This is a genomic window from Citrobacter sp. Cpo089, from assembly GCF_030332695.1.
Taxonomy (GTDB): Bacteria; Pseudomonadota; Gammaproteobacteria; order Enterobacterales; family Enterobacteriaceae; genus Citrobacter; species Citrobacter portucalensis.
In genome coordinates, this window is the sequence record NZ_JAOWHJ010000039.1 from 1 (window position 1) to 24525 (window position 24525).

Consider the following 24525-nt stretch of genomic DNA (forward strand, 5'->3'; position numbering starts at 1 on the left):
TGAACTGACCCCATAATGTTGGACAGTTTATTTTAAGCGGTTATCTGGGCCTGGGTTCGGTACTCTACCGGACTCAGGCCTTTCAGTTTCTGTTTTATTCTTTCATGGTTGTAATAGTGGATGTAGTCATCGATAGCCATGCGCAACTCGCTGATATTCTTGTGTTCCGTGAGGTAAAAACACTCAGATTTCAGTGTGCCGAAGAAGCTCTCCATCACTGCATTGTCATGACAGTTTCCCTTTCTTGACATGCTCTGTTTTAGACCCGCCTCCTTTAGCCGGTTCTGATAATGCGCCATCTGATATTGCCAGCCCTGATCTGAGTGGAGCAGCGGGTATTCGTTTTTGCCCAGTACAGATATAGCCTTCGACAGCATGTTATCCACCATCGACAGAAGAGGACGGGACTCCATCTGATACGCTACTATTTCTCCGTTATACAGATCCAGAACCGGGGACAGATACAGCTTTTCTCCGCTTATTTTAAATTCCGTGACATCTGTTACCCACTTCTGGTTGGGTTTATCCACACTGAACTGCCGGTTCAGTACATTACCCGCAACTTTCCCATGCCGGCCTTTGTAAGAGTTATATTTCTTCCTTCTGATACAACAGGTTAAATCTAACACCTTCATTAACCTCTGAACCGTTTTATGGTTCAGTAAGCTTCCTTCCCGGCGGCCAGCCAGCGTGATTCGCCTGTATCCATACCGTCCTTTATGTTTATGGAACAGCGTTAAAATATGCTGCTTATCATCGGCATATTTGTCTGGTTTTTTACCGTTGGCCAGTTGCCAGTAGAACGTGCTTCTTGCCAGTCCTGCAGCTTTTAACAAGCGTGCAAGAGGGAACTTCAGCCTTAACTCATTCACGACCTGCGCTTTATCCCGCGTCCTGACGTGCTTCTTTCCCTGAGTAAGGCCTGCAGCTTTTTTAGATATGCCACTTCAGCACGCAGTTGTTCAAGTTCCTCACGTTCATCCGGAGCAAGGGGGGTCTGCAAAGGAGGGACGGGGTGATTCTCAGGGCGTTCTGGCATCGTTTTTTTCCTGCGTCGACTGTCTGTAAGGGCTTCTAATCCCCCTTCATCATACAGTCGTTCCCACTGACTAACAGTGGAAAAGGCAGGGATAGTGAATTTTGCACAGACTTCGCGAACAGACAGCTGGTGTTCACGCATATGCAGGATAACGGACTCTTTAAAAGCAGGAGAATAGGTGAAATGCCGGGTTGTAAGCCCGGCTTCGCCATGGAGCTTCCAGGCGGCAGACCATTTACGAACGGCACTGTGATCGATACCAAAACGTTTTGCAGTCGCCTCCTGTCCTTCCAGCCCGGAAAGATAGTGCTGCACAACCTCAAGCTTGAAGCTGAGAGAATACTTGCTCATAAAAAACTGCACCTTACTTCGTTGGGTGTCCAACTTTTTGGGTGCAGTTCAGAATCTCCCCGGTCTTATCAATACGACGTTGTCTTACGCTTACAGCACCAGTGCGGCGATAGATGCAGACAGTACGCTCACCAGCGTAGAGCCGTACACCAGCTTCAGACCGAAGCGGGAAACGACGTTACCTTGCTCTTCGTTCAGACCTTTAATCGCACCGGCGATAATACCGATGGAAGAGAAGTTAGCGAAGGAGACCAGGAACACGGACAGGATACCTTCTGCACGCGGAGAGAGCGTGGCGGCAATTTTCTGCAGATCCATCATCGCAACGAATTCGTTGGAAACCAGTTTGGTTGCCATGATACTGCCCACCTGCAGCGCTTCGCTGGACGGCACACCCATTACCCATGCAACCGGGTAGAAGATGTAGCCCAGGATGCCCTGGAAGGAGATGCTGTAGCCAAACCAGCCGGTCACGGTGGCGAACAGGGCGTTCAGGGCTGCGATCAGCGCGATGAAACCAATCAGCATAGCTGCAACGATAATTGCCACTTTGAAACCTGCCAGGATGTATTCACCCAGCATTTCGAAGAAGCTCTGGCCTTCGTGCAGGTTAGACATCTGGATGTTTTCTTCGCTGGCATCAACGGTGTACGGGTTGATCAGCGACAGCACGATAAAGGTGCTGAACATGTTCAGAACCAGCGCTGCAACCACGTACTTCGGCTCCAGCATAGTCATGTACGCGCCGACGATAGACATGGAAACGGTCGACATCGCCGTTGCAGCCATGGTGTACATACGGTTGCGAGACATTTTGCCGAGAATATCTTTATAGGCGATAAAGTTCTCGGACTGACCCAGGATCAGGGAGCTGACGGCGTTGAAGGATTCCAGCTTGCCCATACCGTTCACTTTGGATAACAGGAAACCAATCGCGCGGATGATAACCGGCAGAACGCGGATATGCTGCAAAATACCGATAAGAGCGGAAATGAAGACGATTGGGCACAGCACTTTCAGGAAGAAGAATGCCAGGCCTTTGTCGTTCATGCTGCCGAAGACAAAGTTTGTCCCTTCATTAGCGAATCCGAGTAGTTTTTCAAACATCTCGGAGAAGCCTCTCACGAAGCCCAGACCGACATCAGAGTTCAGGAAGAACCATGCCAGTAACACTTCAATAACAAGCAATTGAATAACATAACGAATGCGGATTTTTTTACGGTCACTGCTTACCAGCAGTGCGAGTACCGCAACCACGGCAAGGGCCAGGACGAAATGAAGAACGCGGTCCATATTTGCTCCAAATATGAGGCAGGTTTAGTTTTCGTGCACATTCTATGTAACAACCATAAAGAAAACGAGATCAAACACACACTATAATAAGGACCTGTGACGAGATTCAAAATTAGTGATCGGTGATACACTTCTGTTATGTTTAGTATGGAAGTGAAAAGTTATGTCATTGTGCTAATCTCATAACAATAATTAAACATCTCACCAGTATTTCCAGAATCCTTATCGATCCATAGACAAACGCTATCAGAGAAATCAACTTCACCCATTAAAATGAATTTGATAATCATTCTCAATAGGCGTAGCTTGAAACATAGCAAAGGCTATGTTTCTGAGGCACTAAAATGACTAACGATCGCGTTGAGAGTAGCAGTGGACGGGCAGCGCGCAAGTTGAAGCTCGCATTAATGGGACCTGCGTTCATCGCGGCGATCGGCTACATCGATCCGGGCAACTTCGCCACCAACATCCAGGCAGGGGCCAGCTTTGGCTATAAACTGTTGTGGGTGGTGGTCTGGGCAAACCTGATGGCGATGCTGATTCAGGTGCTGTCGGCAAAGCTGGGTATTGCCACGGGTAAAAATCTGGCGGAGCAAATTCGCGATCACTATCCTCGTCCGGTGGTGTGGTTCTACTGGGTGCAGGCCGAAATTATCGCCATGGCGACAGACCTTGCTGAATTCATTGGTGCCGCGATTGGTTTCAAATTGATCCTCGGCGTGTCGTTATTGCAGGGGGCCGTGCTCACCGGTATCGCGACTTTTTTGATTCTGATGTTGCAGCGTCGTGGGCAAAAACCGCTGGAAAAAGTGATTGGCGGCTTGCTGCTGTTTGTGGCTGCGGCTTACATTGTGGAACTGATCTTTTCCCAGCCGAACTTCGCGCAACTTAGCAAGGGAATGGTTATCCCGAGCCTGCCTAATTCCGAAGCGGTGTTCCTGGCTGCTGGCGTGCTCGGCGCGACTATCATGCCACACGTCATTTATCTGCACTCTTCCTTAACTCAGCATCTGCACGGCGGAACACGTCAACAGCGCTATGCTGCCACGAAATGGGATGTGGCAATCGCCATGACGATTGCTGGATTTGTCAATCTGGCGATGATGGCGACGGCTGCCGCTGCATTTCATTTTAGTGGGCATACCGGTATTGCCGATCTCGATCAAGCATATCTGACACTTGAACCGCTGTTGAGTCACGCTGCGGCGACGGTATTCGGTTTAAGCCTGGTGGCTGCGGGACTTTCTTCTACCGTGGTCGGTACGTTGGCCGGGCAGGTGGTGATGCAAGGGTTTATCCGCTTTCACATTCCGCTATGGGTACGCCGTACCGTCACCATGATGCCATCATTTATTGTGATTTTGATGGGACTGGATCCGACGCGTATTCTGGTGATGAGCCAGGTGTTGCTCAGTTTTGGTATTGCACTGGCGCTGGTGCCGCTGTTGATCTTCACCAGCAACAGTCAGCTGATGGGCGATTTGGTGAATACCCGATGGGTAAAACAGGTAGGCTGGGTGATTGTTGTGCTGGTGGTGGCGCTCAATATCTGGCTGTTGGTAGGAACCGCACTCGGTTTGTAAAAACAAAAGGGCCTGTTGGCCCTTTTGTTACATTAATGATGATGTTTGTGGCCACGCCCGCGACCGCGATGGTCGTCACGATCGTTCCAGCCTTCACGATAACCGCGCTCATAAGCTTTGCGTTTGTCCCAGCCACGATGGTAGCCGTTGTCATGACGCCACCAGCGATTTTTTCGCCACTCATAGTTATGGTGCCAGTAATCCCGGTCGCGCCAGCGGCCGCCATCCCAGTAGTTACCATAGTTATCGCGATCGCCAATTTGTAATTTTATTGATGGCAGCAGGGTGATTTCGCCAGCGTTCGCGGCCAGCGGTGTAAAAGCCAATAAGACTGCCGCCAGAATCAGTGACCTGAACATGTTTTCTCTCCTTCACGATCGAGCCGTAGCCGGCCTGTTAACGTAATATTACGGGGCAGTAAAGCCCCGTTTCATCGCCTTAACTCTTAAATCGCAAGTGAGAGCACTTTTTGTTAATAAATGTGTCTTTATTTCAATCAACTCAGGATAGCATCAATCTCCGCGCACTCTTCAGACGTAAAGTGACGGTTTGCCAGCATGCCGACAGCGTCTTCAATCTGCGCCGTTTTACTCGCGCCAATCAGCACTGACGTGACTTTGTCATCCCGTAACACCCATGCCAGCGCCATCTGGGAAAGCTTTTGCCCGCGTCGTTCTGCCAGCACATTCAGCGCCCGCACTTTTTCCAGTTTTTGTGGAGTGATCTGGTCCGGATTCAGAAAGCGACTGGTGCTTGCCGCACGAGAATCCGCAGGAATGCCGTTCAGATAGCGGTCGGTTAACTGTCCGCCAGCCAGCGGTGAGAAGGCGATACTGCCGACACCTTTTTCCTGTAATAGCGACAGCAAGCCACCTTCGACCCAACGTTCAAACATGGAATATTTGGGCTGGTGAATAAGGCATGGCGTACCTAAATCGTCGAGTATTTCAATCGCCTGCCTGGCAAGATCCGCGGGATAGTTAGACAACCCTACATACAGCGCTTTGCCCTGACGGACGATGTGATCCAGCGCGCGCATGGTTTCTTCGAGCGGCGTTTCAGGGTCGGGGCGATGGTGGTAGAAGATATCGACATACTCCAGCCCCAGACGCTTCAGGCTTTGATCGAGACTGGCAATCAGATATTTGCGTGAACCCCAGTCACCGTAGGGACCTTCCCACATGGTGTAGCCCGCTTTAGTGGAGATAATAAGCTCATCTCGCCACGGTAAAAAATCTTCCTGCAGGATCCGACCAAAATTCCGTTCTGCCGAACCCGGCGGTGGACCATAGTTATTTGCCAGATCAAAATGGTTAATCCCCAGATCGAATGCGCGCTGTAACAATGCGCGACTGTTCTCGACCTGCGTGGTATCGCCAAAATTGTGCCACAAACCCAGTGAGACAATCGGGAGCTTAAGGCCGCTTTGACCGCAGCGGCGGTACTCCATTGTCTGATAACGATTTTCATCTGCGTGATAAACCATGTCACCCCCCTTCCACAATGCGTGTGTCTTCCAGTGTATACGGTTACACCGCAGATTCTTCAATGAATTTTAACCACCAAAACTGTAAATCCTGCTTTCCACCCCTTCACAGCGACTTTCCTGGACAGTCATCACAGTTCTTCGATACTCAACATGAGGTTACCGTCAGAAGGATAGCTGTCATGCAAACCCCGTATTCCGTTGCTGATTATCTGCTGGACAGGCTGGCAGGCTGTGGCGTCGGCCATCTCTTTGGTGTGCCGGGCGATTATAATTTGCAGTTTCTTGACCACGTGATTGAACATCCCAACGTATGTTGGGTCGGGTGTGCGAATGAATTGAATGCGGCTTATGCGGCAGATGGCTATGCTCGGGTATCCGGGGTAGGAGCGCTGCTCACCACGTTTGGCGTGGGTGAGTTAAGTGCAATTAACGGTATCGCGGGTAGCTTCGCGGAATATGTTCCTGTTTTGCATATTGTCGGCGCACCCTGTCGCGGCGCGCAGCGTCGTGGAGAGTTGATGCATCACACTTTGGGTGACGGTGACTTTCAGCATTTTTATCGCATGCAGCAGGCAGTAACGACGGCCAGCGCGATACTGGATGAACAAAATGCCTGCTATGAAATTGACCGTGTGTTGCGAATGATGCTCAGCGAGCGCAGGCCGGGCTATCTGATGCTGCCTGCTGATGTGGCTAAACAGCCTGCTACGCCACCGAATGATATTATGATTGTTCCTCTGAGCGAGCCGGAAAGCAGCGTGATAGAGGCGTTTCGCTACCATGCCCGTGAACGATTGCTGGACAGCCCGCGCGTAGCGTTGCTGGCCGACTTCCTCGCGCTGCGTTTTGGCCTGCAGCCGGTTTTACAGCGCTGGATGGCGGAAACGCCGATGGCTCATGTCACGTTGTTGATGGGCAAAGGACTGTTTGATGAGCGTCACCCGGCGTTTGTTGGCACATACAGCGCTGGAGCCAGCAGCGATTATGTACGTCAGGCGATAGAAGATGCCGATACGATAATGTGTGTCGGCACACAATTTGTCGACACCCTGACAGCTGGGTTTACACAACAGCTACCGCAGGATCGCACCATTGACGTTCAGCCCCATGCGTCACGAATTGGATCCCACTGGTTTAACATCCCGATGGAGCAGGCGGTCACCACATTACGTGAGCTGTGCCTGGAAATGTCGTTTTCTCTGCCGCCAGAACGTCCACCAACTAGGCGTGTTCAGGTTGAAAAGGGCCCACTGACGCAGGAAAACTTCTGGCACACGGTGCAGCAGTTTCTGAAGCCTGATGACATTATCCTCGTCGATCAGGGAACCGCCGCCTTTGGCGCGGCTGCGCTCTCATTACCTTGCGGGGCGGAAGTCCTGGTTCAACCGTTGTGGGGATCTATCGGCTACGCGCTCCCGGCGGCATTCGGTGCGCAAACGGCCTGTCCGGACCGTCGGGTGATCCTGATTATTGGTGATGGCGCGGCGCAGCTCACCATTCAGGAGCTGGGCTCCATGCTCAGAGATGGGCAATCGCCGGTTATTTTACTGCTCAACAATGATGGTTATACCGTTGAGCGGGCCATACACGGGGCAAATCAGCGCTATAACGACATTGCCGCCTGGAGCTGGACGTTGATGCCGCAGGCGTTTAGTCGTGAATGTCAGGCCGAATGCTGGCGGGTGAAGCAGGCGGTACAGCTGGAAGAAGTGCTGGCCCGGCTGTCCCAACCGCAACGACTGTCGTTAATTGAGGTGGTGCTACCGAAAGCCGATCTTCCTGAATTATTGCGCACGGTGACCCGTGCGCTGGAATCTCGCAACGGCGGATAGCTATTTATCGGGGCGCTCAGCGACCATCATCGGTTTGCCCGCCAGCAGCAGCCAGGCGGGCAGCATGACGATGCACAGCAGCGGCAGCAGGGTGGAATCTGGCACCACCACTGCTGCCATAAACAGGCTCAGCCAGGCGTCGCGGGTGACGACCAGCACCAGCCCGAGAATAGAGCAAGAAACCGTGATGGCAGCCGGCACCGCTTCAACATGGGCGTGCAGCATCAGGCCAAGCGCGACGCCAACGAATACCGCCGGGAAGATTCGTCCGCCGCGAAAACCACTCGCCGCTGCAACCACTAATGCCGCCAGCTTAATGACGGCGAGCATGAAATAATCTGATGTCCCCAGCGTTTGGCTAAACGCCATTTGCTGCATTTCGTCTAGTCCCTTAAACAAGGTAAGCGGCCCGCCGATAACACCCAAAATGCCAAGGATAAAACCGCCTGTCCCGAGGATCAGCACCGGGTGTTTTAATCGATGCATTAAATGGTGCAAATGCGGCAGACACCAGACGGCCACCATTCCAGCGGCAATGGCGATGGCAGCAACAACCGCGCCGCTGAGGATATCCGTCAAGTGCATCTGCGTGTAGTGCGCGATGGGCAGTGAAAAATGGGGGTGAAAAAACAGGCTGGTGGTTAGCGAACCCGCGGCGGCGGCCATTAACGGCGCAAACAGGCGATCCCACAAGGGCACATCGTTTGAGCTATTCAGCGTTTGCGAAAATATCAACGCGGCGGCAACGGGGGTACCAAATAGTGCGCCGATGGTGCCGGCAGAGGCGAGAATGGTCCAGTCCAGTTTCGCTATACGGGGAAACATGCGGCTACCAAGTGCTACTGCCAGAGCGATATTTACGGTCATGATCGGGTGTTCCGGACCCAGACTGACGCCACCCGCGAGGCCAAGGATTAGCGCTGCCAGCAGGCCCGGTATTGCTGATGTTGGCACCGGCATGCCAATTAACGGTTCACAGGCCGGATCCGGACCTGCGTGGCCATGACTGTAGCGGATAACTAACCCGACCATGATCCCCGTGAGCGTCAGCATACCGATAATCCAGACCGGAGAGTCCTGGGCTATACCGATGCTAACAGGCAGACGTTCCCACAAAAACTGCTGTAAAACGGAAGCCACTTTCATCACAACGATCAACACCAGGCTGGACGCTATGCCAATGATTAGCGCTGGGGTTGACAGCAAGAGCATCGTTCTGGCTCGCGGATGGAGCATTTTCTATTCCTTAAAACAGAGTCATAGACATAGTTTGCACAGCCAGCCTGACGGCATCGCTGCAAATGATGCTGAAACGATAAAGTAATTGTGTGATCTGGATCGATTTTCCACGGGCGTCAGCCTTCAGACCGTTGTTGTTATGTCCCCATGAATTTACAGTGTGGCAAAGATTTATTCTGACTTTAGCGGAGCAGTGGAAGAATGACAAAATATGCTTTAGTAGGGGATGTTGGCGGCACCAACGCGCGTCTTGCTCTGTGCGATATTGCCAGTGGCGAGATTTCGCATACTAAAACCTATTCCGGGCTGGATTACCCTAGCCTCGAAGCGGTGGTGCGCGTGTACCTGGATGAGCATAGCGTCAGCGTCGAAGATGGCTGCATTGCCATTGCCTGTCCGATAACCGGCGATTGGGTGGCAATGACCAACCATACCTGGGCGTTCTCTATTGCTGAGATGAAAAAAAACCTGGGCTTCAGCCATCTGGAAATCATCAATGATTTCACCGCTGTGTCGATGGCGATCCCGATGCTGAAAAAAGAGCATTTAATTCAGTTTGGTGGTGCGGAACCTGTGGAAGGCAAACCTATTGCGGTTTATGGCGCAGGAACCGGGCTTGGCGTGGCGCATCTGGTCCACGTGGATAAACGCTGGGTAAGTCTCCCTGGTGAAGGCGGCCACGTGGATTTTGCGCCTAACAGCGAGGAAGAGGGAATTATCCTTGAGGTTCTGCGCGCGGAAATAGGTCACGTGTCCGCAGAACGCGTGCTGTCTGGTCCGGGACTGGTGAATCTGTATCGCGCCATCGTCAAATCTGACGGACGCCTGCCGGAAAATCTGCAGCCGAAGGATATCACCGCACGGGCGCTGGAAGATTCCTGCATTGACTGTCGTCGTGCGCTGTCGCTGTTCTGCGTCATCATGGGACGTTTTGGTGGCGATCTGGCGTTAACGCTGGGCACATTTGGCGGCGTGTACATCGCCGGCGGTATTGTGCCGCGCTTCCTCGACTTTTTTAAAGCGTCGGGCTTCCGTGGTGGTTTTGAAGATAAAGGCCGTTTTAAAGCCTATGTGCAGGATATTCCGGTGTATCTGATTGTGCACGATAACCCGGGCCTGCTTGGATCCGGTGCGCATTTGCGCCAGACGTTGGGCCATATTCTTTAATTCATCAATCAGAAATCTGCAAAACCGCGTAAATTACGCGGTTTTTTTATGCCTGCCGCCTACCTTTCCGACCTTCGTCACATTTCCGAATGACGGGATTAATTGTCCAGTAAAAGCATTATTTGTCTGATAACGGTTGTTACTTTCCTCGGACCATAATTTCACTCGTTAACTATTACGAGGAAATGATTATGAGCAAAAAACTGATTGCCGTCTGCGCGTGTCCAATGGGCCTGGCCCATACCTTTATGGCGGCTCAGGCGCTGGAAGAAGCGGCGGTTGAAGCGGGTTATGAAGTGAAAATTGAAACTCAGGGCGCGGACGGAATTCAAAATCGTCTGACGGCGCAGGATATCGCTGAGGCGACGTTAATCATCCACTCTGTTGCTGTTACTCCAGAAGATAACGAGCGTTTTGAGTCGCGTGACGTCTATGAAATTACGCTACAGGACGCGATAAAAAATGCGGCCGGCATCATTAAAGAGATCGAAGAGATGGTTGCCGCTGAACAACAATAATCATCGACAGGGAATTACGTATGGCCATTAAAAAACGCAGTGCAACCGTTGTGCCTGGCGCATCTGGTGCGGCAGCGGCAATAAAAAATCCACCGGCCTCCCGCAATAGCTTCTGGGGCGAACTTCCGCAGCATGTGATGTCGGGTATTTCACGCATGGTGCCGACGTTAATTATGGGCGGGGTCATTCTCGCCTTCTCGCAACTGATCGCCTATAGCTGGCTCGATATTCCTGCTGACACAGGCATCATGGATGCGCTGAACAGCGGAAAATTTACAGGTTTTAATCTCTCATTGCTGAAGTTTGCCTGGCTGTCGCAATCTTTTGGCGGCGTGCTGTTTGGCTTTGCTATCCCGATGTTTGCCGCGTTTGTCGCTAACTCTATCGGCGGCAAGCTGGCATTTCCGGCGGGGTTTATCGGTGGGCTGATGTCCACTCAGCCCACGCAGATACTGAATTTTGACCCCGCGACGCTGCAATGGGCAACCAGTGCTCCTGTTCCGTCAACCTTTATTGGCGCGCTGATTATCTCGATTGTCGCCGGGTATCTGGTGAAGTGGATGAACCAAAAAATCCAGCTGCCTGATTTCCTGCTGGCGTTCAAAACCACTTTTCTACTGCCCATTCTTTCCGCCATTTTCGTCATGCTGGCGATGTACTACGTGATCACACCGTTTGGCGGCTGGATCAACGGCGGGATCCGTACTCTGCTGACGGCGGCTGGCGAGAAAGGGACGCTGATGTATGCGATGGGTATTTCCGCGGCAACGGCGATTGACCTTGGTGGCCCAATAAATAAAGCAGCAGGTTTTGTCGCCTTCAGCTTTACCACCGATCATGTTCTACCGGTAACCGCGCGTTCTATTGCGATTGTCATTCCTCCGATTGGTCTTGGGTTGGCCACGCTTATTGATCGTCGCTTAACCGGCAAACGTCTGTTCAGCGCACAGCTCTACCCGCAGGGAAAAACGGCGATGTTCCTCGCGTTTATGGGCATCAGCGAAGGGGCGATCCCATTTGCGCTGGAAAGTCCCATCACGGCAATTCCTTCCTATATGGTTGGTGCCATTGTCGGATCGACGGCTGCCGTCTGGTTGGGGGCGGTGCAGTGGTTCCCGGAATCGGCTATCTGGGCGTGGCCGCTGGTAACTAACCTCGGCGTCTATATGGCGGGGATCCTGTTAGGCGCGGTGATTACGGCGCTGATGGTGGTGTTCCTGCGCAACATGATGTATCGCAAAGGCAAATTGCTGATTGAAAGTCTCTGATTAAAAGGATTGTGACCATGAGCTTACTTGCCTCGCTGCGCGACTGGTTAACAGCGCAACATCTTGATGCGATGCTGCTGTCATCGCGGCAGAACAAACAGCCACATATGGGGATCTCCAGCAGTTCAGGGTTTGTGTTTATCAGCCACGAAAGTGCGCATATCCTGGTCGATGCCCGTTACTACACCGATGTCGCCACGCGTACTCAGGGCTATCAGATCCATCTACTCGATGGAACACAGACGCTGTATTCGCAGGTGAATCACATCATTGCGAACGAAAAGCTGCAGACGGTGGGATTCGAAGGTGAGCAGGTAAGCTGGGAAACGGCGAACGCGTGGTCGGGCAAACTGTGCGCCCGATTAGTGAGCGCCGTACCGGACGTACTCCGGCAGGTGAAAACGGCGCAGGAGATAGCTTGCATCCGCGAAGCCTGCCGGATCGCCGACCTTAGCGCTGCACATATACGCCGCTTTATTCAACCAGGTCTCAGTGAGCGCGAAATTGCCGCTGAACTGGAGTGGTTTATGCGCACGCTCGGCGCAGACAAAGCCTCTTTTGGCACCATTGTCGCCAGCGGCTGGCGCGGTGCGCTGCCGCACGGTAAAGCCAGCGATAAACGTGTTGAGGCGGGTGAGTTCATTACGCTGGATTTTGGCGCACAGTATCAGGGCTATTGTTCGGATATGACGCGAACCTTTCGCATCCCCGACGCCAACCTGCCAGCGGAAGAAAGCGCGCTGTTTGCCGTGTATCAGATTGTCCTGGCGGCGCAGCGTGCTGCGGTGGCAGCAATTCGACCAGGCGCGCGTTGCAATGAGGTGGATGCCGCAGCCAGGCGGGTTATTACGCAGGCGGGCTATGGCGACGCGTTTGGCCACAATACCGGACATGCTATTGGTATTGAGGTGCATGAAAATCCTCGTTTTTCCCCTAATGACACAACGACTCTGGCAGCTGGCATGCTACTCACCGTTGAGCCGGGTATTTATCTGCCGGGGCAGGGAGGAGTACGTATTGAGGATGTGGTGCTGGTTACGCCAGATGGCGGAGAGGTGCTCTACACCATGGCGAAAACATTGTTACACACGGGAGAGGCGTAATGGACTTATCGCTACTGAAAGCGCTGAGCGAGGCGGATGCGATCGCCTCTTCAGAACAAGAAGTGCGTCAGATCCTGCTTGAAGAGGCGGATCGTTTGCATAAAGAGGTGCGCTTTGATGGCCTGGGGTCGGTGCTGATCCGTCTGAATGAATCAACCGGTCAGAAGGTGATGATCTGCGCGCATATGGATGAAGTGGGATTTATTGTACGTAGCATTTCCAGCGAAGGAGCTATCGATGTATTGCCGGTGGGAAATGTGCGTATGGCGGCCAGACAATTGCAGCCGGTGCGGATTACCACCCGTGAAGAGAGCAAAATTCCCGGTCTGCTTGATGGAGAGCGCAGCGGTAATGAGGTCAGTGCCCTGCGGGTAGACATTGGTGCGCGATCTTGTGACGAAGTACTTCAGGCCGGAGTACGCCCTGGCGATCGTGTCACCTTTGATACAACTTTTCAGGTTTTGCCGCATCAGCGAGTCATGGGCAAAGCCTTTGATGACCGACTTGGATGTTATTTGCTGGTGGCGCTACTGCGCGAATGGCATGACGCAACTCTCCCTTGTGAGGTCTGGCTGGTGGCCAGCTCCAGTGAAGAAGTAGGACTGCGCGGAGGACAAACAGCAGCACGCGCAGTCGCACCGGATGTGGCAATCGTGCTGGATACCGCCTGTTGGGCCAAAAACTTTGATTATGGTGCGGCCAACCATCGGCAGACTGGTAAAGGCCCAATGCTAGTGTTAAGCGATAAATCGCTGATTGCACCACCAAAGCTGACTGCGTGGGTGGAAAGCGTGGCCGCTGATGCGGGGATTTCCTTGCAGCTCGACATGTTCAGTAACGGCGGCACCGACGGTGGGGCTGTGCATGTAAGCGGCACGGGGATCCCAACGGTTGTCATGGGGCCCGCCACGCGGCATGGGCACTGCGCGGCATCGATTGCTGACTGTCGTGACATCATTCAGACCCAGCAGTTGTTGTCGGCTCTTATTTCACATCTTACGTGCGAAACCGTGGCTCATCTGACGGATTTCAGGTGCTGATTTCGCGCTAATCAGGAGTTGTTATGCTAACGATTCAATTTCTTTGCCCGTTACCCAATGGTCTGCATGCACGTCCGGCGTGGGAGCTGAAAGAGCAGTGCAGCCAGTGGCAAAGTGAGGTGATATTTATTAACCATCGCCAGAATGCGAGGGCGGATGCGAAAAGCTCGTTGGCGCTGATTGGCACCGGGACGCTGTTTAACGACAGCTGTAGCTTAACCATCACCGGTCGCGATGAAGAACAGGCTCGGCGAGTGCTGGAGGAGTATCTCCAGCACCGGTTTATTGACAGCGATAGCGTTCAACCGACTCCGGAGGAACTGGCGGCGCATCCGTTGCCGCGTTCGCTGATTCGCCTCAATCCAGACCTTCTTTATGGCACTATGCTGGCAGGGGGCGTGGGGGCAGGTACGCTCACGCTTTGGCAGAGCGATAATCTGGAAAGCTATCGCGCCATTGCAGCGAGTGCGGAAGACAACACCCGGCTGGAACACAGTCTGGCGACGCTTGCCGAACAGCTCAATCAACAGCTGCGCGAGCGTGACGGTGAGAGTAAAACCATCCTCAGTGCGCATCTGTCTCTGATTCAGGACGACGAGTTTGCCGGGAATATTCGCCGCTTAATGCTGGAGCAGCATCTGGGGCTAGGGGCCGCAATCGTCGCCAATATGGAACAGGTGTGCGATAAGCTGTCGGCCTCCGGTAGCGATTATCTGCGCGAGCGTGTCAGCGACATCCGTGATATCAGCGAACAGCTGCTGCACATCACCTGGCCTGAAAGACGTCCGCGCAATGCGCTGGTGCTGAATAAGCCGACGATTCTGGTCGCTGAGGATTTGACGCCCAGCCAGTTTTTAAGCCTCGATTTGCAGCATCTGTCTGGCATGATCCTGGAGAAAACAGGGCGTACCTCGCATACCCTGATTCTCGCTCGCGCATCCGCTATTCCGGTGCTTAGCGGCTTGCCGCTGGAGGCTATTAGCCGCTATGCAGGGCAGCCTGCGGTACTGGATGCCCGTTGTGGGGTACTGGCCATCAATCCGGACGATGCGGTTCGCGGCTATTACGCGATAGCGCAGAAGCTGGCCGATGAATGCCAGCGGCGGCAGGCGCTTGATGCCGCCCAGCCCGCGTTGACCAAAGATAATCAGCGTATTGACGTTGCGGCGAATATCGGCACCGCGCTCGAAGCGCCGGGTGCATTTGCCAATGGTGCGGAAGGGATCGGGCTGTTTCGTACTGAAATGCTGTTTATGGACCGCGACAGCGCTCCTGACGAGCAGGAACAGTTTGAAGCCTACCAGCAGGTTTTATTGGCCGCAGGCGACAAGCCGGTTATCTTTCGCACCATGGATATCGGTGGTGATAAGAATATCCGCTATCTCAATATTCCGCAGGAAGATAATCCGTTTCTCGGCTACCGTGCGGTGCGTATTTATCCGGAGTTTGCCGGACTGTTTCGTACCCAACTGCGTGCCATCCTACGCGCGGCGACCTTCGGTAACGCACAGCTGATGATCCCGATGGTGCACAGCCTTGACCAGATTTTGTGGGTAAAAAGCGAACTGCAAAAAGCGCTGGTGGCGCTGAAAGCAGACGGTTTACGTCATGCCCCGACAATCTCATTGGGGATTATGGTTGAAGTCCCTTCGGTGTGTTACATCATCGACCATTTCTGCGATGAGGTGGATTTCTTCAGTATTGGTTCAAATGACATGACCCAGTACTTGTACGCCGTCGATCGCAATAATCCACGCGTTTCGCCGCTGTACAACCCGATTACGCCGTCGTTCCTGCGTATGTTGCAGCAGATTGTTCACGTGGCGCACGAACGTGGTAAATGGGTGGGTATTTGCGGAGAACTGGGCGGCGAAGGACGCTATTTACCGTTGCTGCTGGGTTTAGGACTCGATGAGCTGAGTATGAGCAGTCCACGCATTCCGGCGGTAAAAAGTCAGCTTCGTCAACTGAACAGCCAGGCATGCCGCGAACTCGCTATGCAGGCCTGCGAGTGCCGTAGCGCTCAGGAGATTGAAGATCTGCTGAATCAGTTTGCACCGCAAAAAGATGTGCGTCCGCTGCTGGCGCTGGAGAATATCTTTGTTGGTGAATCTCTGAGCAACAAAGAGCAGGTGATCCAGTTTCTGTGCGGCAATCTTGGGGTAAACGGACGCACTGAACATCCGTTTGAGCTGGAAGAGGATGTCTGGCAGCGCGAAGAGATAGTTACCACCGCCGTCGGTTTTGGGGTGGCGATCCCTCACACGAAATCCCAGTGGATCCGCCATTCCAGCATCAGCATTGCCCGGCTTGCTCAGCCCGTTGACTGGCAGTCTGAGATGGGCGAGGTGGAACTGGTGATCATGCTGACGCTGGGTGCCGATGAAGGCATTAACCACGTGAGGGTCTTCTCGCAGCTGGCGCGTAAGCTGGTGAACAAGCAGTTCCGCCAGTCGTTGTTTGCCGCTGAAGATGCCGAGAGCATTCTGGCGCTGCTGGAGGCGGAACTGACATTTTAAGCTTCACTGAAAGAACGCTATCCAGCCTGCTACGTTGTGGTTGCAGGCTGGGTAAACGCTACCGGAAAGTGAAATCATCAATGCGGCGTGTTGTGCCCCGGCAGTTTCCCGGCTCTTAACAGTTTCATCTCTTGCTTGCAGAGCAGAACCACCGCCTGACGACCTTTAACTCGGCGGGAGGTGAGGGCTCTTTTCACGGTCTGACGATCCGCACCTGATTCCAGCATTTGAAAACACATCAGGGAGAGTGCACGTCTGTTTTTCATCGCATATTCACTTTATCGAGTAAGCCAGTAGGATTTGGCTAAAGGCCGCTATTTTACAACGAGGCAAACGGATATTACTAACAGCGTTGGTGTTGTCTCACTTAACGCGCCGACTGAAAGCGTGCGCCGTACTCTCCGGGCGTCAGGCCAAACTGACGTCGGAACAGGCGGCAGAAATAATCACTGTCCTGATATCCACACCGTTGTGCGACTTCGCTAATCGACAGATGGTATTTCTGTAAGATGATGCGTGCCTTCGCCATTCTGACCCACCGCAGATACTCGACGAACCCCATGGTACCGTGCTGGGCAAACACTTTTGACAGGTGATTGGGTGTGATATTAAAAAAAAGCGCCACGCTTTCCCGGGTCAGCGGTTGAGCATAGTTATCCTGTACCCAATTACACATACTGTGATAGAGAAATTCAGCGCGCGGACGCTCTGCGTCAGGGCGGGTATTGACCACACTACGACACAGATGCAGCAGGCTAAGCACCAGCGGCTGAATAATATCCTGGGCCTGAGGAGAGCGGCTTAAATGGGTTAATGCAGTGAGCATCGCCTCGCCTTCGCCACGTTGCGGATGCGGTAGCTCAATACGGCGAACTGGACGTAACAGCGATGCGGTTCGGTTATCGTAAAAAGAGAGTCCCAGCCATGCCGGGGAAAACACCAGGCTAAGCAGCATCACAGGTTTATCGCTGCCGGGCAGATTCGCCGCTTTCGCCGGGATAAACAGCATGTCGCCTTCCGCCAGACTATGCTGCTGTTTTTCCAGCCGGTTGCTGTATTCCCCACGTAGCACGATATCGAGGCGCGGGAGGTCAATACATAAACTACCGGTCGGTAGCGTGGTTGGCTGGGTTGCGAACCACACGCGCCCCAGGCGCTGCGGGTTTAACACCAGGCCGCTGAACAGATCGGCGAAAAACTGTTGGTCTGCGGGTAGGCCTGGCTCTTTCATCGTTCTTTCTCTGCGCTATAAGTGCATTAACTGTCTGAACTCTTTCACTTTACTCCGACTAACCGGGATTTCAAATTCCAGATCCTTTAAACGCAAAATATAAGTGTTGTTAAACCAGGGTTCGATCTCGCGGATTTTATTCAGATTTACGCAGAACGAGCGGTGGCAGCGGAAGAAATGCGAAGCCGGCAGTTTGCTGCAAAATTCGCTGATGTTCATCGGCATGACGTATGATTCTCGTCGCGTATAGACGAACGTCATCTTTTCATGCGCTTCAGCGTAGTAGATGTCGTTGATTGGGGTCACGATGATCCGCTCATCTTTGATCAGGTTGATCGTATCGTTTTCGCGGGCTACCGGACTTACAGGGGACGTTCCCGTTTGCTGTTGCTGCCAGGCGGCTTCCAGCTTTTGCAGCATGCTGACAATGCGTGATTCCTGGTACGGCTTCAGAATGTAGTCAAAAGCTTCCAGTTCGAAGGCTTCAACGGCGTGCTCTTTCCATGCGGTAATAAACACAATAAAGGGTTTATGTGCGAACTGGCTGATATTTTGTGCCAGCAAAACGCCGTCCAGCGAGGGAATATTAATATCCAGAAAAATGGCGTCAACGCGGTTGTGCTGGAGATATTTCAGCACGTCCAGACCATCGTCAAACGTGCCGACAATCTCCATCTGGCTGTGCTCTTTTATCAGCCAGCTCAGTTCCTGTTGGGCCAGGAATTCATCTTCAACAATGATGACTTTCACGACTTCACTCCTGGTTAAAGCAATAATGTAGTTGGCGCGGCTGCGGGCGAGTGCACATTAGGTACATAAAAGGCAATCTCTGTGCCTGGCTCCAGACGGCGGATATGTAATCCCTCACCGTAGAGCAGCTTAACGCGATGGTGCACATTCAACAGACCAATTTTATTGCCCGGCATTTCATTGGACTCGACCCGTTCAATCACTTTTGGGTCGATACCATGACCCGTATCTCGTACGGCAATCCGTACCCGGTTGCCGCACTCCGCAACGCTGATGGTGACCACACCTTTCCCTTTGCAGGGCTGGATCCCATGGACGATAGCGTTCTCGACCAACGGCTGAATCAGCAGGCTGGGAATAAAACAGCTTACCTCTTCATCGATATCATAAATAACGGTCAGCTTGTCGCCAAAGCGGGCCTGTTCGATGGTGATGTAATCCTTGATTTGATACAGCTCTTTCTTGATGTCGATCTGCTCATCGTCTTTTAATTCAATATTATAGCGAAGATAGCGCGATAAATTAAAAATGAGCTGACGTGCGGTGTCCGGGTTAAGCCGCACCGACGATGAAATCGCGTTCAGGGCATTAAACAGAAAATGGGGATTTATTTTGCTTTGCAGCGCGCGTAGCTCTGCCTTATTTGCCATTTCTCGTAGTTGCTCTGCGCGGGAGACTTCAAGCTGGGTGGAGATGATTTGCGACAGACCGATCGCCATTTCCTGTAACGAGGAAGTGATTTGATGAGCGTGACAGTAGTAGATCTTCAGCGTGCCGGTCACGACGCCTTTCTCCCAAAGCGGGATCACCAGCATGGAGTGAATTTCCGGGGTGCGATGCGCTTCATCATTGTTTTTTATGATAATTTTACCGTGATTTATGGCTTCCTGCGTGGTGGGGCTGACGAAGTCATCGTTATCGCGGTAGTTGATCTCTCCAACGCCAACATAGGCCAGAACGTGCTGAGTATTGGTGATGGCAACCGCGTCAGCGTGGATATCGTGGCGAATAATTTCGCACACCTGACGTAACGACTCGCTGTTGACCTGACGAAAGAGCGGTAGCGTTTTGTTGGCGATATCCAGCGCCAGCTTGGCCTGTTTTGCAGCGCTGGCTTCTTTCTCACCTTCAACGCTTTGTACCAGCATCACGATAAAACCAATACAGACGCTGCCGAGGATCATCGGGATACCGATTTTTGAGACAATATCCAGCCCCAGTTCGGTGGTGGGTGCCCAGGCGACGACGAGGATCATGGTCAGTGATTCGCACAGCATTCCGCCTAAAATACCCGCGCGCCAGTGCTGTGCTTTGGGGATCTTTCGGTTGATCCACCCGGCAATGCAGCCAGCCAGAATGCTGGTAATAAAGCAGGGTAGGGCAGTTACGCCGCCAATATCGATCAGGTAACGGTGGGTGCCTGCGATCAGCCCTGTAATAATGCCAACCCATGGACCGAACAGGATCCCTCCTGACATGACCGCGATAATACGCACATTGACCAGAGAACCTTCTACCGGTACGCCTGACCAGGTACTGAACAGGGCAAACATGGAGAAAATCGCGGTAACGGCGAGCAGCTCTTTTGGGGAGTGGGCTGACTTGTGCAACAGTTCGCGAAACAGGCGGATACGAATCAGGAAAAACAGACAGAACAGCATCAGTGCTGCCCGGTCAAATACCGCCAGCAGCATATTGAATATTTCGTGCACGGGTGACTCTTGCGCAAGGGTTAAACCACTATGATAGGTAACCTGAGGCAGGATGACCAGCACCCCCGCAGTTCAGAGCTAATGGGGAAAAACCATAACATTAAAAGGGGATTGTTGCATGATTGTTGTATTTACAATACCTGTCCTGTGAGTGCTGCGTTCAAGGTAATGTATTTAACAACAAAATGTTAAATGATGGTAATTTTAAGCGAGTTGTGAAAATGAATATTTCCTCATTTTACTCAGCTGTTCCTCTTTTTCGTCAGGAAAAAATATTTTGTTTTGCCTCTCGACAGAAGGAAATTATTCAGGCTATTTTCTAAACGTGCCACCATCGTGGCAGCGTCGCTCGGACGGTCCGGGCGCTAACGTTAATCTGAGGATATTATGGCAGACTCCCGCCCTGAACGTCGCTTTACGCGTATTGATCGCCTTCCCCCGTACGTTTTTAACATCACCGCTGAACTGAAGATGGCTGCGCGTCGGCGCGGCGAAGATATTATCGATTTCAGTATGGGGAACCCGGATGGGGCCACGCCTCCTCACATTGTTGAAAAACTGTGTACCGTGGCGCAGCGCCCGGATACTCACGGTTATTCCACCTCACGCGGCATTCCGCGTTTGCGTCGGGCGATTTCCCGCTGGTACCAGGAACGCTATGACGTTGAGATCGATCCTGAATCCGAAGCCATTGTGACCATCGGTTCCAAAGAGGGGCTGGCGCACCTGATGCTGGCTACGCTCGATCACGGTGATACGGTCCTCGTGCCCAACCCAAGTTATCCCATCCATATCTATGGCGCGGTGATTGCCGGCGCGCAGGTGCGTTCAGTGCCGCTGGTTGAGGGTGTCGACTTCTTTAATGAGCTGGAACGCGCAATACGCGAAAGTTACCCGAAGCCGAAGATGATGATCTTAGGTTTCCCATCCAACCCGACCGCGCAGTGCGTCGAGCTGGAATTCTTTGAGAAAGTGGTGGCCCTGGCTAAGCGCTATGACGTGCTGGTGGTTCACGACCTGGCCTACGCTGATATTGTTTATGACGGCTGGAAGGCACCATCGATTATGCAGGTACCCGGCGCTCGCGACGTCGCTGTTGAATTTTTCACCCTGTCGAAAAGCTACAACATGGCAGGATGGCGTATCGGGTTTATGGTGGGCAACAAAACGCTGGTGAACGCGCTGGCGCGAATCAAGAGCTATCACGATTACGGGACCTTTACGCCACTGCAGGTTGCGGCAATTGCCGCGCTGGAAGGCGATCAGCAATGTGTGCGGGATATCGCTGAGCAATATAAACGTCGTCGTGATGTGCTGGTCAAAGGACTGCATGAAGCAGGCTGGATGGTCGAGATGCCAAAGGCCTCAATGTACGTTTGGGCGAAAATTCCAGAGCAATACGCCGGGATGGGGTCACTTGAGTTTGCCAAGAAGCTGCTGAACGAAGCGAAGGTATGCGTTTCGCCAGGGATTGGGTTTGGTGATTATGGTGATACGCATGTGCGATTTGCGTTGATTGAAAACCGTGACCGTACCCGTCAGGCTATTCGCGGCATCAAGGCGATGTTTCGCGCAGATGGCTTGTTACCGACCAGTGCAAAATCGGCTTCTGAAAGTACCGACTGACAGAATGATTCCCCAAAATGCAAAACAGGAGCCTGATGGCTCCTGTTTTTTTGCTGCGTCTTTTAATTTAGATCATCAGGGCGAAAGTACCGGCCCAAACGATGACCATAAAAGAAATGCCCATAAAGAAATATTTCACTTTTCATCTCTCCGCGTACCTGGGGTACGTCTAAATGAACATATGCTTACCTGACAGAGAGCTGATGCACTCGCGAACGAAAGGGAGAATACCCCTCATTTGCTTGGCTGCATCACCTCAGAATTCTGAGCTTTAATGCTCCAGACGGCGCTAATGTACGCCTAAAAATGAGGAGAGACAAGAGGCATTTTTTTATTTAATTTTAATAACTTACAACTGTCGTGATTCGGCGACAGTTTAATTTCTGCCGGTAATAAATTGCTATTGAGCGACGGAATGGTTACTCGGAGAATTCTCATATCACCATGATGTTAATGCGGTTAATTTTTCGCGGAGTGAGATAATGAAAAGGTTAAAAATGACCAGATTAATGATGTTAGCACTCGTTTTTACGCCATTGACGTCGATGGCGGCCTCACCGTTGGCGTTTAATTTCAGCTGCGCAAGTATTGGTGGGGTGAATAGTGATGGTAAAGGCAATGTTTGGATTGATGGCTCGAAGGCGACGGTGAAGGCATTCAATGAAAATTACTGGGAAGCCAAAAGCGGGAACAATACGGTTTCTATTTCTCGTAAAGATGACGGAAATCCGGACGTTTCCTGGAGTGGGCCGAATCGAAAGCACGGGGTATGCCTGCCTGAAGATAATATTGACTTTTCTGGGGCCAAAAAATCGACCAGCACTGGACCCTCTTTTTCCTGCGCTGCGGTTGCAAAAGGCAGTATCGAAGAGATTATCTGTCAGAGTCCTTCGCTCTCAGAAATGGATTTAGCCTTAAACGGGGCCTACAAGCAGGCGCTGGTTAAATCGAGCAATAACCCGACGCTGAAAGCAGAGCAGCGCGGTTGGGTGAAAGGGCGTAACGAGTGTTGGAAGGAACAGGATAAATCAGCCTGCATCGCCCGCAACTACAGCGAGCGAATGGCTGAACTGCACAGCAAATGGGGCGTTAAGTAATTCAACCGTAGAAAAAAAGAAAGGCCTTACGGCCTTTCTTTTTAGATATACAACGAAGCTTCACCCATCGGGCGAGTTTTGAAGCGACGGTGGATCCAGAGATACTGCTCGGGTGCACGCATGATCTCTTTTTCGATAATTTTATTCATATACGCCGCAGCCTGGCTTTCATCTGCCGGGTAACCTTCCATTTCCGGGGTGATGAACAGGCGGTAACCGGTGTTATCTGCTTTTCTCACCATGGTTACGGTCAGCATTGCTGCGCCCGATAATCGTGACAGTACGTAGGTACCGTTGGTGGTCGCCACGTCTTTGACTGCGAAGAAGGGGGCGAATGAACTCCCTTTACGACCATAGTCCTGATCGGGGGCAAACCACACTGCCTCGCCTTTTTTCAGGGCGCCGACAATACCACGCAGATTATTTCTGCCGATCATCGCCTTGTTGGAGCGCATACGACCGCGGGTTTGGATCCACTCCATCAACTTATTATTGTGCGGGCGATAGGTTGCCATCATTGGCTGGCAAAGCCCCATTACGCGACCACCCAACTCGAGCGACATAAAGTGTACGCCAACGACCATCACGCCACGGTTTTGCATCTGAGCGCGCTTCAGGTTGTCCAGCCCTTCTACATCAAACCATTTACGCACCCGAAGGTCCGGCCAGAACCAGGCCATACCTGTTTCAAGCAGCCCCATGCCGAGCGAACGGAAATTCTCATCGACCAGTTTGTCTCTTTCTTCCTGCGACAGATTTGGGAAACAGAGTTCGAGATTTTTACGTGCAATAGATTCACGGCGTTTTAAAAATGGACGAGCCAGCGTTCCTGTACGGGTACCAAGAAAACACAATACGGGATAGGGAAGCTGTACCAGTAACCAGAGCACACCAACACCAAACCATGTGAGCCAGTAGCGCGGATGCAAAAACGCGCGTGAAAATTTACTTTGGGGGAACATAAGCACCTGTTGTTGATACGAAATAGATGTATCGCGAAGATTCTTTGCCTGTCGCTTTACACTCTGCACTGATCTTTAGGCCGCCATGAACGACATTGGTTCCTGTAAAGAGTGTAAAACTGAGTCAGGACAAAACCACGAGGGGGCATGAATGATCGGACGCACAATGTACACCCGAAAATTAATGTCAGCCAGAAATAATTACTCAAGATTCGTAAATGTTTTTAGGGCGATTAAGGGCAAAATTTCGCCTATATATAATTCGTTGTTTTTATGATGATTAAATAAACGACGGAGAAACAGTGTAATAGTAAGCGGTCGAATGATCTTTGTGAATAAAATGTTGCTCAAATTGCATGCGGATAGGAATTATCTTAGAATATAAAGTTAAGGGAGTGTAAGGACTTACGTTAAGTTTACGGCAGACAGGAGGTATCGCTATGCTCTATTTCTGGATCTTTCTCATACTGAGCATTCTGTGCGTCAGTTGCTATATCTGGCAGGTTATAGGCGCTGCGGCGTCAATTAGCGCTTTTCTCGGCATGGCCATCCTTACGGCATTAATTTACGTTTTTACTATGCGGCTGACCAATGGTGACGAAATGGTAACTGGATTATTCCTGTTTCTTGCCCCGGCATGTGGTTTGATCATTCGCTTTATGGTCGCAGACGGTAAGCAATAATTTGGAATGTTACGTTTAGCAAT

23 protein-coding genes are annotated in these 24525 nt (G+C 52.0%); 12 read left to right on the forward strand and 11 right to left on the reverse strand.

All coding sequences use genetic code 11. From position 1 onward, the window contains the following. Positions 1–32: 32 nt before the first annotated feature. Together OGX92_RS06415 and nupC are read right to left on the reverse strand one after the other, a co-directional pair. A protein-coding gene (locus OGX92_RS06415) for an IS3 family transposase (protein WP_174785198.1) occupies positions 33–1390 on the reverse strand; the annotation gives its coding sequence in 2 pieces (ribosomal slippage) (positions 33–928 and positions 928–1390; 1359 coding nt in all). A gap of 90 nt (positions 1391–1480) precedes the next feature. Next, on the reverse strand, positions 1481–2683 hold the full coding sequence (gene nupC / locus OGX92_RS06420; RefSeq protein ID WP_003834893.1) for a nucleoside permease NupC: 1203 nt from the start codon (positions 2681–2683) through the stop codon (positions 1481–1483). 273 nt (positions 2684–2956) lie between these two features. Between nupC and OGX92_RS23565 the strand changes: the two genes are divergently transcribed. Continuing rightward, complete coding sequence (locus OGX92_RS23565) at positions 2957–3031, forward strand: hypothetical protein (RefSeq protein ID WP_418219455.1); 75 nt, start codon at positions 2957–2959, stop codon at positions 3029–3031. Further along, positions 3028–4266: an Nramp family divalent metal transporter gene (locus OGX92_RS06425; RefSeq protein ID WP_003834891.1), complete on the forward strand. Its 1239-nt coding sequence runs from the start codon at positions 3028–3030 to the stop codon at positions 4264–4266. Before OGX92_RS23565 ends, OGX92_RS06425 begins: the two co-directional genes overlap by 4 nt. 32 nt (positions 4267–4298) lie before the next feature. On the opposite strand, the gene ypeC is transcribed toward OGX92_RS06425, so the two are convergent. After that, entirely contained in the window at positions 4299–4625 is a 327-nt protein-coding gene (gene ypeC, locus OGX92_RS06430) for a DUF2502 domain-containing protein YpeC (RefSeq protein WP_003834889.1), read from the reverse strand. 137 nt (positions 4626–4762) lie between these two features. After that, entirely contained in the window at positions 4763–5752 is a 990-nt protein-coding gene (gene mgrA / locus OGX92_RS06435) for an L-glyceraldehyde 3-phosphate reductase (RefSeq protein ID WP_197385648.1), read from the reverse strand. A gap of 182 nt (positions 5753–5934) precedes the next feature. On the opposite strand from mgrA, the gene OGX92_RS06440 reads away from it, so the two are divergent. Then, a complete protein-coding gene (locus tag OGX92_RS06440; RefSeq protein ID WP_240389214.1) occupies positions 5935–7587 on the forward strand; it encodes an alpha-keto acid decarboxylase family protein in 1653 nt (550 codons plus the stop codon). Here OGX92_RS06440 and OGX92_RS06445 read toward each other — a convergent pair whose 3' ends face one another. After that, on the reverse strand, positions 7588–8823 hold the full coding sequence (locus OGX92_RS06445; RefSeq protein ID WP_257661781.1) for an ion channel protein: 1236 nt from the start codon (positions 8821–8823) through the stop codon (positions 7588–7590). Positions 8824–9027: 204 nt separating this feature from the next. On the opposite strand from OGX92_RS06445, the gene glk reads away from it, so the two are divergent. The 6 genes from glk to ptsP all read left to right on the forward strand — a co-directional run bounded on the left by glk (position 9028) and on the right by ptsP (position 16441). Continuing rightward, positions 9028–9993 (forward strand): glucokinase, encoded by a 966-nt coding sequence (gene glk / locus OGX92_RS06450; RefSeq protein ID WP_286586337.1) that lies wholly within the window; start codon positions 9028–9030, stop codon positions 9991–9993. Between the two features lie 191 nt (positions 9994–10184). Then, positions 10185–10511 carry a PTS fructose transporter subunit IIB gene (locus OGX92_RS06455; protein WP_003028254.1) on the forward strand — a complete coding sequence of 109 codons (327 nt, stop codon included), beginning with the start codon at positions 10185–10187 and terminating at the stop codon, positions 10509–10511. A gap of 20 nt (positions 10512–10531) precedes the next feature. Beyond that, positions 10532–11779, forward strand: a complete 1248-nt coding sequence (locus tag OGX92_RS06460; protein ID WP_003834874.1) for a PTS fructose transporter subunit IIC — start codon at positions 10532–10534, stop codon at positions 11777–11779. Positions 11780–11796: 17 nt separating this feature from the next. After that, positions 11797–12882: an aminopeptidase gene (gene ypdF, locus OGX92_RS06465; protein WP_286586338.1), complete on the forward strand. Its 1086-nt coding sequence runs from the start codon at positions 11797–11799 to the stop codon at positions 12880–12882. Continuing rightward, positions 12882–13922 (forward strand): aminopeptidase, encoded by a 1041-nt coding sequence (gene ypdE, locus OGX92_RS06470; RefSeq protein WP_286586339.1) that lies wholly within the window; start codon positions 12882–12884, stop codon positions 13920–13922. Before ypdF ends, ypdE begins: the two co-directional genes overlap by 1 nt. A gap of 23 nt (positions 13923–13945) precedes the next feature. After that, positions 13946–16441: a phosphoenolpyruvate--protein phosphotransferase gene (ptsP, locus tag OGX92_RS06475; protein ID WP_003834869.1), complete on the forward strand. Its 2496-nt coding sequence runs from the start codon at positions 13946–13948 to the stop codon at positions 16439–16441. 77 nt (positions 16442–16518) lie between these two features. On the opposite strand, the gene OGX92_RS06480 is transcribed toward ptsP, so the two are convergent. The 4 genes from OGX92_RS06480 to OGX92_RS06495 all read right to left on the reverse strand — a co-directional run bounded on the left by OGX92_RS06480 (position 16519) and on the right by OGX92_RS06495 (position 20134). Next, positions 16519–16707: a hypothetical protein gene (locus OGX92_RS06480; protein ID WP_032934510.1), complete on the reverse strand. Its 189-nt coding sequence runs from the start codon at positions 16705–16707 to the stop codon at positions 16519–16521. Positions 16708–16808: 101 nt separating this feature from the next. After that, positions 16809–17672 carry an AraC family transcriptional regulator gene (locus OGX92_RS06485; RefSeq protein ID WP_003834867.1) on the reverse strand — a complete coding sequence of 288 codons (864 nt, stop codon included), beginning with the start codon at positions 17670–17672 and terminating at the stop codon, positions 16809–16811. Between the two features lie 15 nt (positions 17673–17687). Next, positions 17688–18422 (reverse strand): LytR/AlgR family response regulator transcription factor, encoded by a 735-nt coding sequence (locus OGX92_RS06490; protein WP_003834866.1) that lies wholly within the window; start codon positions 18420–18422, stop codon positions 17688–17690. Positions 18423–18436: 14 nt separating this feature from the next. Then, complete coding sequence (locus OGX92_RS06495) at positions 18437–20134, reverse strand: sensor histidine kinase (RefSeq protein WP_008785387.1); 1698 nt, start codon at positions 20132–20134, stop codon at positions 18437–18439. 387 nt (positions 20135–20521) lie between these two features. Between OGX92_RS06495 and alaC the strand changes: the two genes are divergently transcribed. Further along, positions 20522–21760, forward strand: coding sequence for an alanine transaminase (gene alaC / locus OGX92_RS06500; RefSeq protein WP_003834862.1), 1239 nt, complete (start codon positions 20522–20524; stop codon positions 21758–21760). A gap of 67 nt (positions 21761–21827) precedes the next feature. Here alaC and ypdK read toward each other — a convergent pair whose 3' ends face one another. Next, on the reverse strand, positions 21828–21899 hold the full coding sequence (gene ypdK / locus OGX92_RS06505; RefSeq protein WP_010723117.1) for a membrane protein YpdK: 72 nt from the start codon (positions 21897–21899) through the stop codon (positions 21828–21830). Between the two features lie 343 nt (positions 21900–22242). Between ypdK and OGX92_RS06510 the strand changes: the two genes are divergently transcribed. Continuing rightward, on the forward strand, positions 22243–22857 hold the full coding sequence (locus tag OGX92_RS06510; protein WP_063942030.1) for a lysozyme inhibitor LprI family protein: 615 nt from the start codon (positions 22243–22245) through the stop codon (positions 22855–22857). Between the two features lie 41 nt (positions 22858–22898). On the opposite strand, the gene lpxP is transcribed toward OGX92_RS06510, so the two are convergent. Beyond that, positions 22899–23819 (reverse strand): kdo(2)-lipid IV(A) palmitoleoyltransferase, encoded by a 921-nt coding sequence (gene lpxP, locus OGX92_RS06515; RefSeq protein WP_063942031.1) that lies wholly within the window; start codon positions 23817–23819, stop codon positions 22899–22901. 440 nt (positions 23820–24259) lie between these two features. Between lpxP and OGX92_RS06520 the strand changes: the two genes are divergently transcribed. Then, the gene (locus tag OGX92_RS06520; protein WP_003834857.1) at positions 24260–24502 is read left to right on the forward strand and encodes a DUF2545 family protein; all 243 of its coding nucleotides are present in this window, start codon (positions 24260–24262) and stop codon (positions 24500–24502) included. The last annotated feature ends 23 nt before the right edge of the window (positions 24503–24525 follow it).